Source organism: Synechococcus sp. 60AY4M2, from assembly GCF_002760375.1.
Taxonomy (GTDB): Bacteria; Cyanobacteriota; Cyanobacteriia; order Thermostichales; family Thermostichaceae; genus Thermostichus.
In genome coordinates this window covers 2838654-2854650 of record NZ_AUMZ01000001.1, presented here as the reverse complement: position 1 = coordinate 2854650, position 15997 = coordinate 2838654, and the positions used below count along the sequence as shown (strand labels likewise).

At 56.3% G+C, this 15997-nt stretch carries 14 protein-coding genes; 6 read left to right on the top strand and 8 right to left on the bottom strand.

Annotation, left to right across the window (positions count from 1 at the left end; translation table 11 throughout):
- The first annotated feature begins 172 nt into the window (after nt 1-172).
- Entirely contained in the window at nt 173-1360 is a 1188-nt protein-coding gene (locus SYN60AY4M2_RS12495; protein ID WP_011430731.1) for a GNAT family N-acetyltransferase, read from the top strand.
- Nucleotides 1361-1365: 5 nt separating this feature from the next.
- On the opposite strand, the gene SYN60AY4M2_RS12490 is transcribed toward SYN60AY4M2_RS12495, so the two are convergent.
- Nucleotides 1366-2040, bottom strand: coding sequence for a LuxR C-terminal-related transcriptional regulator (locus SYN60AY4M2_RS12490; protein ID WP_011430732.1), 675 nt, complete (start codon nt 2038-2040; stop codon nt 1366-1368).
- Nucleotides 2041-2200: 160 nt separating this feature from the next.
- Here SYN60AY4M2_RS12490 and SYN60AY4M2_RS12485 point away from each other — a divergent pair, with 160 nt between their 5' ends.
- Nucleotides 2201-2947 (top strand): rhomboid family intramembrane serine protease, encoded by a 747-nt coding sequence (locus SYN60AY4M2_RS12485; protein WP_011430733.1) that lies wholly within the window; start codon nt 2201-2203, stop codon nt 2945-2947.
- A gap of 50 nt (nt 2948-2997) precedes the next feature.
- Complete coding sequence (locus SYN60AY4M2_RS12480; protein ID WP_099813059.1) at nt 2998-3639, top strand: Uma2 family endonuclease; 642 nt, start codon at nt 2998-3000, stop codon at nt 3637-3639.
- A 73-nt stretch (nt 3640-3712) separates the two neighbouring features.
- Here SYN60AY4M2_RS12480 and SYN60AY4M2_RS12475 read toward each other — a convergent pair whose 3' ends face one another.
- On the bottom strand, nt 3713-5305 hold the full coding sequence (locus SYN60AY4M2_RS12475; RefSeq protein ID WP_099813360.1) for an NAD(P)H-quinone oxidoreductase subunit 4: 1593 nt from the start codon (nt 5303-5305) through the stop codon (nt 3713-3715).
- Between the two features lie 384 nt (nt 5306-5689).
- Between SYN60AY4M2_RS12475 and SYN60AY4M2_RS12470 the strand changes: the two genes are divergently transcribed.
- Nucleotides 5690-6724 (top strand): adenosine deaminase, encoded by a 1035-nt coding sequence (locus SYN60AY4M2_RS12470; RefSeq protein WP_011430736.1) that lies wholly within the window; start codon nt 5690-5692, stop codon nt 6722-6724.
- A gap of 76 nt (nt 6725-6800) precedes the next feature.
- Here the strand turns inward: SYN60AY4M2_RS12470 and mnmH are convergent, their stop codons facing one another.
- The gene (mnmH, locus tag SYN60AY4M2_RS12465) at nt 6801-7850 is read right to left on the bottom strand and encodes a tRNA 2-selenouridine(34) synthase MnmH (protein WP_099813058.1); all 1050 of its coding nucleotides are present in this window, start codon (nt 7848-7850) and stop codon (nt 6801-6803) included.
- A 191-nt stretch (nt 7851-8041) separates the two neighbouring features.
- Here mnmH and SYN60AY4M2_RS12460 point away from each other — a divergent pair, with 191 nt between their 5' ends.
- Together SYN60AY4M2_RS12460 and SYN60AY4M2_RS12455 are read left to right on the top strand one after the other, a co-directional pair.
- A complete protein-coding gene (locus SYN60AY4M2_RS12460; protein ID WP_011430738.1) occupies nt 8042-8737 on the top strand; it encodes an isochorismatase family cysteine hydrolase in 696 nt (231 codons plus the stop codon).
- 59 nt (nt 8738-8796) lie between these two features.
- Nucleotides 8797-10341 carry an ABC transporter ATP-binding protein gene (locus tag SYN60AY4M2_RS12455; protein ID WP_099813057.1) on the top strand — a complete coding sequence of 515 codons (1545 nt, stop codon included), beginning with the start codon at nt 8797-8799 and terminating at the stop codon, nt 10339-10341.
- Between the two features lie 51 nt (nt 10342-10392).
- Here SYN60AY4M2_RS12455 and urtE read toward each other — a convergent pair whose 3' ends face one another.
- The 5 genes from urtE to urtA all read right to left on the bottom strand — a co-directional run bounded on the left by urtE (nt 10393) and on the right by urtA (nt 15878).
- Nucleotides 10393-11157: an urea ABC transporter ATP-binding subunit UrtE gene (urtE, locus tag SYN60AY4M2_RS12450; RefSeq protein ID WP_011430740.1), complete on the bottom strand. Its 765-nt coding sequence runs from the start codon at nt 11155-11157 to the stop codon at nt 10393-10395.
- Nucleotides 11158-11191: 34 nt separating this feature from the next.
- Nucleotides 11192-11959 (bottom strand): urea ABC transporter ATP-binding protein UrtD, encoded by a 768-nt coding sequence (urtD, locus tag SYN60AY4M2_RS12445; RefSeq protein ID WP_011433599.1) that lies wholly within the window; start codon nt 11957-11959, stop codon nt 11192-11194.
- Nucleotides 11960-12129: 170 nt separating this feature from the next.
- The gene (urtC, locus tag SYN60AY4M2_RS12440; protein WP_099813056.1) at nt 12130-13338 is read right to left on the bottom strand and encodes an urea ABC transporter permease subunit UrtC; all 1209 of its coding nucleotides are present in this window, start codon (nt 13336-13338) and stop codon (nt 12130-12132) included.
- A 3-nt stretch (nt 13339-13341) separates the two neighbouring features.
- Complete coding sequence (gene urtB, locus SYN60AY4M2_RS12435; protein WP_099813055.1) at nt 13342-14499, bottom strand: urea ABC transporter permease subunit UrtB; 1158 nt, start codon at nt 14497-14499, stop codon at nt 13342-13344.
- A gap of 104 nt (nt 14500-14603) precedes the next feature.
- Complete coding sequence (gene urtA / locus SYN60AY4M2_RS12430; protein WP_011433602.1) at nt 14604-15878, bottom strand: urea ABC transporter substrate-binding protein; 1275 nt, start codon at nt 15876-15878, stop codon at nt 14604-14606.
- Between the last annotated feature and the right edge of the window lie 119 nt (nt 15879-15997).

The following is a 15997-nucleotide window of genomic DNA, read 5'->3' as shown; positions in this document are numbered from 1 at the left end:
ACTTAACAAAAGCACGGTCTAGCGCTGGGAAAGCTTTGGGCTGGGCAAAGAGCAGTTGCCTGGCTTTCGTCTATGGGACCCTTGAGGCGCAGGGATTCCATCCTAGGTTGAGCTTAGAGGGGGGATCCCCTCCCAGCCGCGGCAGGGCAAGTTGGTCTATCCGGACAGGCAAATGTCAACCGGTTTGAAATTGCGCTGGTGCCACGATATTCGCGGGATCCCAGCATCTGCCTGGCAAGCGCTGCAGACGGAGCGCACCTCTCCTTTTTTGGAGTACGAGTGGCTGCACAGCCTAGAAGCCTCCGGCTGTGCCAGCCGCAACACGGGGTGGTTGCCCTGTCACCTGTTGGTGGAGTCGGATGGGCAACTCATCGCCGCTGCCCCCTTGTATTTGAAAAGCCATAGCCAGGGCGAATTTGTCTTCGACCAAGAGTGGGCTGCGGTTGCCAACCAACTGGGAGAACGCTACTACCCCAAGCTGATCGGCATGGCCCCTTTTACGCCGGCCACCGGCTATCGCATTCTCGTCCATCCCGACTACTCGGAAGCAGAGGTGTGGCCGTCGATGCTGGCTGCTATCGATCGCTTCTGCCAGGACAATGATATTTCGCTGTTCAGCCTGCTCTATGTGGACTTAGACTGGCGGGCCCAACTGGAGGCCGATGGATTGACTCCCCGAATTACCCACAACTACCAGTGGCACAATCCCGGCTATCGCTCTTACGAAGACTTTTTGAGCCAGTTCAACGCCAACCAGCGGCGCAACATCAAGCGAGAGCGGGCCGCCATGGAAAAAAGCGGCATAGAACTCAAGATCTACACCGGAGAGGAGATCACGCCGCGCCTTCTCTCTCTCATGTACGACTTTTACAGCAACACCTGCGCCCAATTTTGGAACTGGAGCAAATATCTCAACCGCCGCTTTTTCGAATCTCTCTATCCCAACTACCGGCAGCGGCTGGTGCTGGTGGCCGGGGAACGAAATACAGAAATTGTGGGGATGTCTTTTTGCGTCCGCAAAGGGGATCGCCTCTTTGGGCGCTACTGGGGCTGCCGAGAAGAGGTGAAGTTCTTGCACTTTAATGTGTGCTACTACGAGCCGATTGCCCTAGCCATCCGCGAAGGGATCCGCAACTTTGATCCCGGAGCTGGAGGATCCCACAAGATTCGGCGGGGATTTCCAGCCACTCCTGTGTATAGCTACCACCGTTTCTACCGCCCCAGGCTAAAGCAGGTGCTAATCCCCTATCTGAATCGCGTCAACCCTCTCATGTTGGCTGAGCTGGAGAGGGTAAATCAAAACGAGGTTCCCTTTCGAGAAGATATTCTACCCTCTCTGTCTACTCTTACGCGAGGTTAAATGAACTACCACTGGATAAGCTTTTTCTGAACGGCTGCCATACACATGGCAACGCGAGCGTTGATCTCATCTTCAGAGCCAAAGATATCCAGTTTCTCTTTGAGCCTTTGAATACAGTTTTGTACGGTTTTTTTGCTCGTGTGAATGCGGTCGGCGATGGCCTGGTCGGTGAGGGCCTCTTTGCAGAGCAGGTTCAAGACCTCGATTTCCCGCTCCGTCAGCTTTGTTAAGCCGCGCAACTCTCGCGGCATGCGCAATTCCCCATTGAGGGCACTTTTGGCTCCTTCCAAGAAGACACTGCGCCGCTCCATTTTGTTGACGGCGGCAAATCCGCCCTGGTGCTTGCTGATTAGGCCCACCAGGGGAGTTAGCAGCAGCGGCTCGCTGGAATAAACCATCACGTTCAGGGTGGGGTAGTTCTCGAAAATATGGCGCAAGAACTCTAGGCCCGGCTCGGCAGACTGTTCGCCGCTGGTTTGGCCGTAGAGCAAGTCGGCTACTACCAAGTCCGGCTGTTCCCGCTGCAGGCGCAGGATGGCGTCCATCGGGTTGGAGACTGTGATGCACTGAGCATCGGCTGCAAGCCGTTGCAGCCATTCGCAATTGTTTTGGGCGACCTCGGGATGATCCTCGACAATCAAGAACTTGAGCGGGGCAGTTCGGCTCTCGACCTCAAACATCGATCCACTCCTCCAAATCCAGCGTCGGCTGCGGGGGGACGGCCAAAACCCCTTTGCAGTTTAGGGATCCCACCGACAAACTACCCTAGTGTAGCCCCAAGTTGGGCCTGAGAAGGCGCAGCAGGGTAGGCTAGAGGGTGATGTTAACCGGATCCCGACTGTGGTACCCCTGCAAGATCGCAACCCAACCACCCGCACTGCCTACGTTACCTATGCTTTGGTGCTTATCAACATCCTGGTTTTTGTGTATGAGCTTACCCTATCACCGCAAGAGCTGGCGGCTTTCTTCCGAGAGTGGGCAGTGGTGCCAGCGGAACTGACGGCCAGCTTTCGGGGGGAGGCCACCTCTTCGCTGCGCCCCGAATGGGTAACGCTATTTACCTCGCAATTTTTGCACGGGGGCTTTTTGCATCTTGGCGGCAACATGCTCTTTTTGTGGGTTTTCGGCAACAATGTTGAGGATCGCTTGGGGCATGTGCGCTACCTCATTTTTTACCTGACTTGTGGAGCCTTGGCCGCCCTAACCCAGTGGTTTTTCGATATGGAATCCACCATTCCTTCGCTGGGGGCAAGTGGGGCCATTGCCGGGGTGTTGGGAGCTTATATCTTGCGTTTCCCGCGAGCTGAGATCCTGACTTTGGTACCCCTGGGCATTTTTATCACAACCGTCTACGTTCCCGCCTGGGTGTTTTTGGGTTTTTGGTTTGTACAGCAGGCGTTTTACGGCATCGCCAGCCTGCAGACGCCCACCAACATCGGCATGCAGGGGGGAGGGATCGCCTACTGGGCCCACGCGGGCGGCTTTGTGTTTGGGGCCATCTTGGGGCCGCTGATGGGGTTATTTTCTGGCAAAAGCCCTTATGACCGCCAAGCCGCTTGGCGACAGCCCGACAGGGACCTGTTCTGATTGAACCTCAATCCTTTTTGTGTCAGAGACCAACTTGAGAGGAGGAAATCATGGTTCGTCTGTCTGCCAAGCCCCTAACCCTGGAAGAGTTTCTGCAGCAGCCAGAAGCTCAACCCGCCAGTGAATTCATCGAGGGAGAGATCATCCAGAAGCCCATGCCACAGGGAAAGCACAGCCTACTCCAGGGGGAGCTAACTTCTTTTATCAACGCAAACCTCAAACCCAAACGCCTCGGGTGGGCATTTCCAGAGTTGCGCTGCACTTTTGCCGGCTATGCGATTGTGCCCGATATTTCTGTGATCGCCTGGGATCGGATCCCTGTGGATGAAGATGGCACCATTCAAAATCTCATTCCCTTTTGCCCAGATTGGATGATCGAGATTCTCTCTCCCGATCAAAATCAAATGAAGCTGGTCAAGAAAATTTTGATCGGCTTGGCCCACGGCTGCCAGATGGGGTGGATCGTAGCTCCCGAAGAAAGGCTCGTTTTCGCCTACCCTGCCGGACAGCAGCCAACCGTGCATGAGGATCCGCAAGAGCTGATCCCCGTTCCCGCGTTTGCCCAAGGGATCCAACTGACGGTCGAAACGTTGTTTGGTTGGATGCGGGTTCGAGCTGACGAGAGCGGCAAGCACAGCGGAGATACACAGGCGGGGCACTCACCTAACCCCAGCCCTTCCGGTGCCCAGTGAGAAAAAAGCCGAGACCGGCTGGACCAGTGGCACGCCTTGCTGACAAGCTGCCCCAGCCTCCCTCGCCTCCATTTCAGTCGGCGCTGTAGAGAGCAGGAGCTTGGGCAACCGTCGCTCCAATAGAGGAGAGTTCTTGGCGCAGCAGCGCCACCAGGGCATTGGTGGACTGGTCGTAGAGGCTAGTGACCAGCTTGGGATAGAGCCCAATGCCGATGATGGGGATCAGCAGGCAGGCGATGATGAACACCTCCCGCGGCTCGGCATCCACCAGTTCCTCGTGTTCGGTCAGCTCTTTGTTTTCCGGGCCAAAGAAGATCTGCCGCAACATCGACAGCAGGTAGATAGGAGTCAGGATCACCCCAACCGCCGCCAGAAAGACCACCACCAGCCGGAAGGGGAGGGAGTAGGCATCGGTGGTGGCCATGCCGATGAACACCATCAGCTCCGCCACAAAGCCGCTCATCCCCGGCAGAGCCAGAGAGGCCAGCGAGCAAGCGGTGAACATGGAGAAAATCTTGGGCATCTTCAGGCCGACGCCGCCCATTTCCTCCAGCTCCAGCGTGTGGGTGCGGTCGTAGGTGGCCCCCACCAAGAAGAACAGGCTGGCCCCGATCAGCCCGTGGGAGATCATCTGCAGCATGGCGCCGCTCATGCCGATTTCGGTCAGGGATCCGATCCCGATGAGGACAAAGCCCATGTGGCTGATGGAAGAGTAGGCGATCTTGCGCTTGAGGTTGCGCTGGGCAAAGGAGGTGAGGGCGGCAAAGATGATGTTCACCACCCCCAGCACGATCAGCACCGGCGCAAAGTAGAGGTGGGCATCCGGCAGCATGCCCACATTCATGCGCATCAGGGCATAGCCCCCCATCTTAAGCAAGATCCCGGCCAGCAACATGTGAACCGGCGCCGTGGCTTCGCCGTGGGCATCGGGCAGCCAGGTGTGCAAAGGGAAGACGGGCAGCTTCACCCCGTAGGCGATGAGGAAGGCCCCATACAGCAGCAATTGGAAGCTCAGCGGATAGGCCTTGTGGGCCAGATCCGTCATGTCAAAGCTGATGGGATCCCCGTAGAAGGCCATGGCCAGGCCCGCCACCAGGATAAACAGGGAGCTGAGGGCGGTGTAGAGAATGAACTTGGTGGCCGCATAGAGGCGGTTGTACCCCCCCCAAATGGAGAGGAGCAAATACACCGGGATCAGCTCCAGCTCCCACATCAGGAAGAAGAGCAACATGTCCTGCACGGCGAACACCCCGATCTGCCCGCCGTACATGGCCAACATCAGAAAATAAAACAGGCGCGGCTTGAGGGTGACCGGCCAGGCGGCCAAGATGGCAAGCGTGGTCACAAAAGCCGTGAGCAGGATCAGCGGCATGGAAAGGCCATCGGCCCCCACCGACCAGCTCAGCCCCACCTGCGGCACCCAGGTGTAGCGCTCCAGCAGTTGTAAGCTTGTCTGGCTGGGGTCATAGCCGACATAGAAGCCAGCCAGCAAAATGAGCAGGTCGGTAACCGCGATGAAGAGGGCAAACCAGCGAACCCGTTCTGCCAACTTTTGCGCGTAGACGCGGGTAGTGGGATCCCCAGCGGGCGCCGGGATCAAGGGGATGAAGAGGGCGGCCACCACCGGATAGACGATGACCGTGGTCAGCCAGGGAAACTCGTGCAAGCTGGGCAGCGCCATGAAGATAACCTCGTTACGCTAAGTTCATACCACACCCTTCCAGGGGGATTGCCGTCGGCTACAGCCAACAGCCTTTTACCAGAATCGCTCCTGAGTATCTCTGCTCAGCAAACCTCCAGAACTATCTTAAGGCTCTTTACCTAGTTTGCCGGGATCCCTGGCCGGGCTCGACCAGGACTCAAGCATTGACCTGGTCATCAAACCTGGCTATTAGAAACCTCATCACCTGGCCCCCGGCTAGCCGACCCTGCGCAATTGCGCCTGGACAGGACTGCCGCTGTTGGATAACAGTAGAAATAGTACTTAACAACCAAGCCAGGTCCGCCCTTGGCGGGCGGTGAGGGGAGCCTCTGGGGGAAGCTTTGAAGTATGGCACTGCATGCGGAGTTACACCGCCACCTAGGCGGTTCGGTCGTTCCTAGGATTTTGTGGCGCTACCTGCATCGCCAGGGATCCCCTCTGGCAGCACGCTTTCCTGACTACGCCGAGTTTGAGGAGTTCTACACCCGCCCGCGCAACACCCTTGAAGATTACTTGGAGCTGCACACGCTAGTGGAACAGGTGCAAACCCTGGAAAGCTTACCTTATTTCATCTACCGTCTGCTGCGGGGGGCCTATGTTTTTGAGGATTTGGCCTATCTAGAGATTCGCTACACCCCCTATCTGCGCACAGATCCCAGCTTGGACGAGGCGGATCGCCTCAAGCAGATGCGCCAAGTTATCGAAACGGTAGGGCAAGCCAGCCAGCAGCGGGAATATCCCATCGTCACCACCCAGATCGTCTGTTTGCATTCACGCCTGCCCAGCCATATCAACCGCGCCATGGTGGAGGCCGCCGCCGAGTCCGAATACGTGTCTGCCATCGACCTGGCGGGGGGAGATAAGGCCTACGGCGAACGCATGGACGAGTGGATTGAGCTGTTCAAATATGCCCTGGCCCGTGGCCTCAAAACCACTGCCCATCTCTATGAGACTTTGGATGGCTGTTACCCAGAGCTGCTGCCCTATGTCTCGCGGATTGGCCACGGGATCCAGATCCCTCTCCACTACCCAGAGCTGCTGCCAGAGCTGGCGCGGCGCGGCCAATGCCTGGAGGTCTGTCCCACCACTTACCTGAAGACGGGGACGCTGCCCAGCTTGGAGCCCCTCAAAATCGTCTTCGACCGCTGCTTTGACGCGGGGGTAGATATCGCCATCTGCACCGACAACGCCGGCCTGCACAACGTGCGCCTGCCGTTTGAGTACGAAAACTTGCTCACGCACGACATTATCGATTTCGACCAGCTCAAGCGCTGTCAGGAGGCGGCTTTTCGTCACGCTTTTGCCTGGCCCTACAAGGAGCACCCCGCCTCGTTGCTGTCGGAGCTGCAGCAGTCAGCCTCGAAGTCCCTAGTTCCCCTCTGAGAGGGGCAAACAGGACTTTGCTTGACATTTCCGCCGCCAGACTTGGTCGCGCTTGCCCGGCGAGGGCTGGCGCAGGTCAAAACGACATCCCCCTGAGTCGGACAGCGGCCTCCTGTAGGCTGCTCTCGGAGAGGTCAGGCAGCTCAAGGCGAGCGCGGATACGGTTAAAGTGTTGCTGCAGGCCGTGGCGATAGGTGGGGTCGTAGTGCTGCTCCAGCAACTCCTGCACAAACTGCGGCCAGTCTTGGGCGTCGATCAGCTCAAACCAACGCTGCAGGCGGGCCTGGCCAAGACGGGACTTCAGAGGCAGCAATTTTTCCTTCAGCGCTTGGGGGTGAGCAATCCAGTGGGGATAGTGGGCGATTAACCCCTTCACCCGCTCCTCTAGAGGCAACTGCACTTCGACACAGTCGGCTTGGGTAAGGGCTTGCCAAAGGGCAGGCGGCAGATGGAGCTGGCCCACTTTGGCACTCTCAGCTTCTACCCAGACTGGCTTGGCGGGATCCCACTGGAGAAAAACCTGCACCAGTTGACTTTCAAAGCTCTTCTGACTGGGCTGTGGCACCCCCCACTCGGCCCCCAGGAGGGATCCCCGGTGACAGGCCAGCTTTTCCAGATCGAGAACTTGGGATCCCTGTTGGCGCAGATGGTGAAGCAACTGGGTTTTGCCGCTCCCTGTTGGCCCGCAGAGCACTCGGTAGGTAAACTCCTGGGGCAAAGTCTGCAGTTGTCGGCGCACCCAGGCGCGGTAGGTTTTGTACCCCCCTTGCAAGACGGTTACCTGCCAGCCCACCTGGGACAACACCAGCGCCAGACTGGCCGAGCGCTGCCCGCCCCGCCAACAGTAGATGAGGGGGTGGTAGTCCCGGCCCTTGTCGGCAAAGTGGGTCTGCAAATGGCGGGCGATGTTCTGGGCCACCAGGCTGGCCCCCCGCTTGCGGGCTGTAAAGGGATCCACTTGCCTGTAGAGGGTGCCCACCTCTGCCCGTTCTGCATCGTCGAGCACGGGCAAGTTGATGGCCCCCGGCCAATGGTCTTCGGCAAACTCTGCCGGCGAGCGCACATCGATAATCTCGCTGTAGGTGTGCAGCCAGGGCTCTGCAGTGAAGTGAATCGGAGGAGACACAAACCTGTGGATGGAAATGGTAAGCTGTGTTCTATCTTGGCAGGGTTCTGGCCAAGGCTCACCGCCCCAGCTTTAACTTGGGAGAGCCGAGGTCAAGCGCAGGGTGACCCGAAGGCTTGGGTTGGATATCCCTCTTGATTGGGCTTTTGCTCTTTCTTTGCTCTTTATTGAATTGATTTGCCAGAGGTGCTATGGGATCCTATATTGCGGCAGAACCTTACCCCTATCCCTACAACGGTGACTTACGGCCTGAGAACACCGCCCTGATCGTCATCGATATGCAGACCGATTTCTGCGGGGTAGGTGGCTATGTAGACAAAATGGGCTACGACATTTCCCTCACCCGTGCCCCCATAGAGCCGATCCGACGGGTTTTGGCGGCAATGCGAGCCCTGGGTTTTTTCATCGTGCATACCCGCGAAGGCCATCGCCCCGATCTATCAGATTTGCCGGAAAACAAGCGCTGGCGCAGTCAACGCATTGGGGCAGGCATTGGGGATCCCGGTCCCTGTGGGCGCATCCTGGTGCGAGGAGAACCCGGCTGGGAAATTATCCCGGAACTGGCTCCTCTGCCAGGGGAGGTGATCATCGACAAGCCGGGCAAAGGCGCTTTCTATGCCACCGATCTGGACTTAATCCTGAGGCGCAAAGGCATCCAAAACCTGATCTTGACGGGCATCACCACCGATGTATGCGTCCACACCACCATGCGAGAAGCCAACGACCGGGGCTATGAATGTTTGTTGCTATCCGATTGCACAGGTGCCACAGACTACGGAAATTATCTCGCTGCTCTGAAGATGATCCAGATGCAAGGGGGGGTTTTCGGGGCAGTTGCCGATTCAGGTGCCCTGATAGCAGTACTTCAGGAACTCAAAACCGACTAGACCTCGTTTCTTTACGTGTGTTTACGTGAGACACCCAAACCAGGAGATCTTGACCAACCATGACTACCACTGCCCAAACTGAAATCTCAACAGCACGGAAAGCCCCCCCGGAACTGGAGGTCGTCAACCTCACCAAGCGATTTGGATCCCTGTTGGCCCTAGACCACGTCTCGATGAAACTCAAGCCGGGATCCCTTCATGCCTTACTTGGGGAAAACGGAGCCGGGAAAAGCACCCTCGTCAAGTGCGTGATGGGCTTTTATCATGCTGACTCTGGCGATGTTTGCATTGATAAACGAGCTCGTGCCATCCACAGCCCACGGGATGCCTATCACTACGGCATTGGCATGGTGTACCAACATTTCACCTCTGTACCCGCCATGACTGTGGCGGAAAACTTGGTCTTGGCCCGCCCAGATTTGCCTTTGGTGATTGACTGGAAAGAAGAGGAAAAAAAGCTGGCAGATTTTATGGAAACAGCCCCTTTCCAAGTCAACTTGCGGGCTTTTGTTTCCGAACTATCGGCAGGAGAAAAGCAGAAGGTCGAGATCCTCAAGCAGCTTTATTTGAACACCAAGATCCTGATCTTGGACGAGCCTACTTCTGTGCTCACGCCAGAGGAAGCCGACGAAGTCTTGGGCCTTGTGCGTCGTTCGGTGGAAGCTGGCGACCTGAGTGTATTGCTCATTACCCACAAGTTTCGCGAGGTGAATGCCTTTGCCGATGAGGTGACGGTGTTGCGACGTGGGAAGGTGGCCGGCCATGGACAAGTGAAAGATTTATCCACAGCAGAAATGGCCGAAATGATGCTGGGCCGGCAACAGGTGCAGATCCAGTTGGAGAAAGCCTTGGTCAAAGGGGGATCCCCTCTGCTGGAAATTGAAGGGATCCAGGCTGACAAGGACAATGGCTTGCCCGCTGTGCGGGGGGTGACCCTGACTGTTCATGGAGGTGAGATTGTGGGAATTGCCGGCGTTTCCGGCAACGGCCAGCGGGAGTTGATGGAAGTCTTGGCCGGGCAGCGGATGGCTACAGCCGGGCAGATCAAGATCAACGGGCAACTGTACAGGGCCACCCGCGCAGAAATGGTGCGCCACCGGGTTTGCTGTTTGCCGGAGGAACCTCTGAGAAATGCCTCGATCCCCAACATGAGCGTTGGCGAAAACTTGGCCCTGCGTCGTTATGACCGGGATCCTATGGCCAAAGGTTGGATGTTGATCTGGCAAGAGATTTGGCGCTATGCCCGCGCGTTAATCGAGCAATTTAAGGTGAAAACGCCTTCAGCCCAAACTCCCATCAGCCACCTGTCGGGGGGTAATGTCCAGCGAGCCATTTTGGCACGGGAACTCGCCGGAGATCCACAAATTTTGATCGCCGCCAATCCTTGTTTTGGTCTGGACTTTGCGGCAGTAGATTACATTCACTCGCAGATTGTGGATGCTCGTAACCGAGGAGTTGCCGTCTTGCTGATCAGCGAAGATCTGGACGAGCTTCTCAAGCTCTCCGATCGTTTGCTGGTGATGGCGGGCGGTCGGATCGTCTATGAAAGTCCTATCAGCAGCGTGGATCTCAAAGAAGTTGGCCACAAGATGGGCGGACATTAAGCATTAAGTGATTTGGTAAGTAATCAGCAGTGAATATGACATGGCTTCCCCTCAAATGGAGAGGTGAGCCCGAACTTTTTCTTCATCCATCTGGTTGGTCTGCCCCTCCATGATAAGGGATCCATTTTCCATAAGATAAAAGTAATCGGCCAGACTTTGGGCAAACTCAAAATACTGCTCCACCAGCAACACCGAAACGCCCCGCTCCTTTTGAATGCGGCTGATGGCTTCTTCAATCTCGATAATGATAGAGGGCTGGATCCCTTCTGTAGGCTCATCCAGGAGCAAAAGTTTGGGCTCTGCCACCAAAGCTCTGGCGATGGCCAGTTGCTGCTGCTGCCCACCGCTCAAATCCCCACCCAGCCGTTTAAGAAAAGAACGCAGAATTGGGAATAGGTCATAGACAAACTCAGGTATGATCCGTTCTCTGTCCGGTGCCGCTTCTAGCCCCACCAGCAGGTTTTCCTCAACCGTTAGGCGGGGAAATATCTCTCGACCTTGGGGCACATAGCCAATACCGGCGCGGGCTCGCCAATTGGGAGGGTAATGGTTGATAGGACGGCCCTCAAAAGCAATTTTGCCTGTGCAATCTTTCAGAAGTCCCATCAGGGCTTTAAGTGTGGTAGTTTTGCCCATACCATTGCGGCCCAGAAGGCAAACCGCTTGGCCGGGAAAGATCTTAAAAGAGAGATCCTTCACAATTAAACTCTGACCATAGTAAACCCTCAAGTTGGAGACCTCCAGGAGAGGCCCGGATCCATCTCGGGATAAGTTTTGTGTTGCGGTCGCGTTTTCCGTATTCATAGGCCTGCGCATGAGTCGATTAGATACAGAACTATAGCCTCTTTGCTTAGTTTTTCCCCTTGTGGGATCCGAGATAGACCTCAATCACTCGCGGGTCGTTTTTCACATCCTCAAAGGTACCTTCGCACAGCACCGAGCCTTGGTGTAAAACGGTAACCTTGCGGGCAATTTGCCGGACAAACACCATGTCATGTTCGATCACCAAAATGGTGTGGCTTTGGGCTAAGGATTGAATTAACTCTCCTGTAGCTTCTGTTTCTTTGTCCGTCATCCCGGCCACGCATTCATCCAGCAGCAGCAAATCCGGATCTTGAGCAATCACCATGCCGATCTCCAGCCATTGCTTTTCTCCGTGGGAAAGCAGCCCTGCCGGAACCCGATCCTTACGGCTGAGGCCAATGGTTTCCAAAAGAGCATCCGTTTTTTCTCGCAGATGCTTTTTGCCCAATAGGGTGGAAAAAACCCTTTTGTCAGGGTTGAGGGATAGCTCCAAGTTTTCTCGCACGCTCAAGTTTTGATAGACCCGCGGCGTCTGAAACTTGCGCCCAACACCCAAAATCGAGATCTCATGTTCCTTGAGCTTGGTCAGATCTTTTCCTTTAAACAGCACCCGGCCTCGAGTAGGCTTAACCTTGCCCGTCAGCACATCGAGAAACGTAGTCTTGCCTGCCCCATTGGGGCCGATGACCACCCGCAGCTCCCCTTCCTCCAGAGAGAAGTTCAGCCTGTCCAAAGCCTTGAAGCCATCAAAGCTGACGGTGAGATCCTGAGTTTGTAAAATTTGTCGGGTAGCGGTGGGAGCTGCAGTGAGCATAGGGATCACATCCAAGAACGGAAAGGCCAAAGGTCAAACCGGATTCTCAACCCATCAAATAAACCCATCAAATAGGAGAGGAAACTTGGCATCGCTGGCTCACCCATGGGATCCTCTTACCTTAAACTTATATCTTGCACATAACTGACATCCTCAAGAGAAAGCCAGATTTAGGCTGGAGAAGTATTTGCCAAGCGCCTGCGCCAAAGCTGGACAGTGACCCAAAGCTGCCTGCCTTGGGTGCGCACCCAACCCACCAGTCCATCCGGCAACACCAGCACCACCAGCAGGAACAATCCCCCTTGGAAAAACAACCAAATTTCGGGAAAATTTTCGCTCAGCAAGCTCTTGGCAAAGTTAACCAACAGAGCCCCCAGCACCGCCCCCACCAAACTGGCCCGACCGCCCACCGCCACCCAGATTACCATCTCAATGGAAAAGGGAACGGCCATCGCATTGGGAGAGATGATCCCAGTTTGCAAGGTAAACAAAGCTCCGGCAACACCCGCCAGGGCAGCAGACACGGCAAACACCAGCACTTTAAAGCCGGTGGGATCGTAGCCGGAAAAACGAACCCGCGGCTCGTCATCTCGAATGGCTACCAGGATCCGACCGAATAAGCCGCTGGTGAGCCAACGACAGAGAAGGTAAGCCAAAACCACCGCCAGAACTGTAGTGACATAGACAGCAAAGCGCATTTCGGACGAGTTGACATCTAGGCCAAACAAAGTCTGGAAGTTGGTCAGGCCGTTGGTGCCGTTGATTAAGCGCTGTTGGCCGTTGAAGAAGTTAAAGAAAATGATCGTGGTGGCCTGAGTTAGAATGGAGAAATAAACCCCTCGAATGCGATTTCTCACCACCAAATATCCCAGGGCTGCTGCCACCAAAGCCGGGATCAAGACCACAGCAACAGCCGTAAACGGAAACGAATAAAAGGGATACCAAAACCAGGGCAATTCCGTTACCCCGTAGAGGCTGAAAAACTCCGGTATCTGACCTTCCGGCAATTGCAATTTCAGGTGCATCCCCAGAGCGTAGCCCCCCAAGGCGAAGAACACCCCATGTCCCAGACTGAGCATGCCGGTATAGCCCCAGATGAGGTCGATCCCCAAAGCTACAATGCTGAGGGCCAGAAACCGCCCCAACAAGTTGAGCCGAAAGCCAGACAGCACAGTTGGGGCCACAAAGATCAAGGCCAGCACCAAAACGATGAGGATCCCGGCCTCCCACAGAAGCTTGCGAGAAGAATTGGGATCCCCACCCGCGACGGGAGCAGCCACTTCATGATCAGCACGGGGGGAATGAACCAGTTTCATGGGCTTTGTGAGGGAGTAGAAGATGGAGAGTCTGGTCCTAGAGTTTTCGCCAAGCGAGATCATTCCCTAGGCATCCACCATACGACCTTTTTCGGGGAAAAGGCCCCGAGGTCGCACCTGCAAAAAGGCCACGATCAAAGCAAAGACCATCACCTTGGCCATGCTCGTGGTGGCAAAAAAGTTGAGGGTATCGGTCAGGATGGGCACGTTGGGAAAAATCAAAGCCAGCGTCCCTGAGCCGATGACAAAGTTGGCAATCCCGATCCCAAGCGCCGCCACAATACTGCCTAAGAGCTTACCAACACCCCCCACGACGACCACCATAAAGGTATCCACGATGTAGTTCTGGCCGGTGTTCGGCCCAACGGATCCCAGCAGGCTGACCGCCACACCGGCTACTCCCGCCAGACCCGAACCGATGGCAAAGGTAAGGGCATCCACCTTTTGCGTGGGGATCCCTACACAGGCGCTCATGGCCCGATTCTGGGTAACCGCCCGGATGCGCAGCCCCCAGCGGGTGCGTTGCAAGAAGAAGTACAGCCCCAGGATGCAGAAGACAGTGAGGGCGATGATAAACAGGCGGGTATTGGGCAAAAACAGGTTGCCCACCGGGATCCCACCCCCCAGCCACCGGGGAGCCGTCACGTCTTTGTTCTGGGCGCCGAACCAAGGCTGGGTAACCGCCAAAGCATAGGTTTGCGCCAGCACCCGCCCCCCCACCGATGCAATGGCCGTGGAGAGCACCAACAGCAGCGCCAGCGTCCACCCCTTGAGACGCGGCCAATCCGCCCGCCTGGACAAAAGCCACCAGCCGCCGAAAAAGAGCACCGCGAAGGCCCCCAAGCGGAAAGCCAGCACCCAATTGACGCTGCGCACAAACTGCTGCAGGATCAGGCTCACACCCCAAGTGGCCAGAAGGGTTTCCAGCGGTCGGCCATACAAAAAGCGGATCACCCCCCGCTCCAGGGCTAGTCCCACCAGAGCCGTGACGGCAAAGGCAGCTACCAAAGCTGGAAAGATGTACAGATCCCGCCAGGGATCCCCTAGGGGACGAAAGGCATTTTGAACCACAAAAGTGGTGTAGGCCCCCAACATCATCAGCTCCCCATGGGCCATGTTGATGACCCCCATGAGGCCGAAAACAATGGCCAAGCCCAGAGCGGCTATCAGCAAGACGGTGCCGATGCTAAGGCCGTTAAACAAGCTATCCAAGAGCAAGGTCATCGGCAGGGGATCCTCCTTCCAACTAAACTAGGGAGGCTAACCGAGCATCTAGGCGGGATCCCCGACCCTATCCAAACGGCAAGGGATCCCAGCCCTGGCCAGGACTAGCTGACTTTGTAGCGACCGCCCTTGGCCGGATCTGACCAATCGCAGGCAAAGCCCTTGGTCTCTGCCACAAACTGGTTCCAGGGCTGCGGCTCCACGGCATCCGTAGAAAAGATGACATCAAACAAACCGTCAGAGCGCACCTGGCCGATCCGCACATACTTGGTCAGGTGGTGATTGGTGTTCATGGTTACCAAGCCTTCAGGGGCATCGAAGGTCTGGCCGTAGGCTGCCTGCCGCACGGCGTCGATCTCCACCGTTCCCGCTTTTTCTGCCGCCTGCTTCCAGATGTAAACCATGATGTAGGCGGCTTCCATCGGGTCGTTGGTGACGCGGTTTTGGCCGTATTCTGCCTTGAAAGCCTCCACAAACTTCTTGTTGGCAGGCGTATCCACCGTCATAAAGTAGTTCCAGGCGGCAAAGTGCCCTTCCAAAAATTCGGGGCCAATGGCCTGCACCTCTTCTTCGGCAATGCTGACGGACATGGAAGGATAACGATCCGGCCCCAGCCCTGCCCCTTTCAGTTGTTTGAAAAAGGCCACGTTGCTGTCGCCATTCAAGCTGTTGTAGATCACACCGCCATTGGGAAGAGCGGCCCGGATCTTGCTGATGATGGGAGTAACTTCTGTGTTGCCCAAAGGCAGATAGTCTTCACCCACCACCTTGCCCCCCAGGGCTTCCAACTGGGCCTTGATGATGGTGTTGGCCGTGCGGGGGAACACGTAGTCGGATCCCACCAGGAAGAACTCTTTGCCCTTGTTCTTGAGCAGCCATTCCACCGAAGGCTCGATCTGCTGGTTGGGGGCAGCGCCGGTGTAGAAGATGTTTTTGGAGCACTCTTGTCCTTCGTACTGCACGGGATACCAGAGCAGGTGCTGCTTGGATTCAAACACCGGCAACACGGCTTTGCGACTGGCCGAAGTCCAGCATCCAAACACCGTTGCCACCTTGTCCACATCGATCAGTTTGGTGGCTTTCTCCGCAAAGGTTGGCCAATCGGAAGCCCCATCCTCGATAATCGGCTCGATCTGCTTGCCCAAAACCCCACCGGCGGCATTGATCTCTTTGATGGCCAGCTTTTCCGCATCCACCACGCTGGTTTCCGAAATGGCCATGGTGCCGCTAAGGGAGTGCAAAATGCCAACGCGGATGGTCTCTCCCTGGGCGTAGGCGGGCACGGATCGCTTCACCCAGATCTGCGGCCCTAGGGCAGCCCCGGCTCCGGCCAGAGCGCCCATTTTCAGCACTTGACGACGATTAAATGATAGAGCCATCGGTGATCTCCGAAACGAAGTGAGTGCAAAGGGTATTAAGAAGTCCAGTTGTTGCAGCAGCCCGGCCAACAGAGGGAAGCACTTAGCTCATCACCTCGCCCATGTGTTAAATTTGCCCA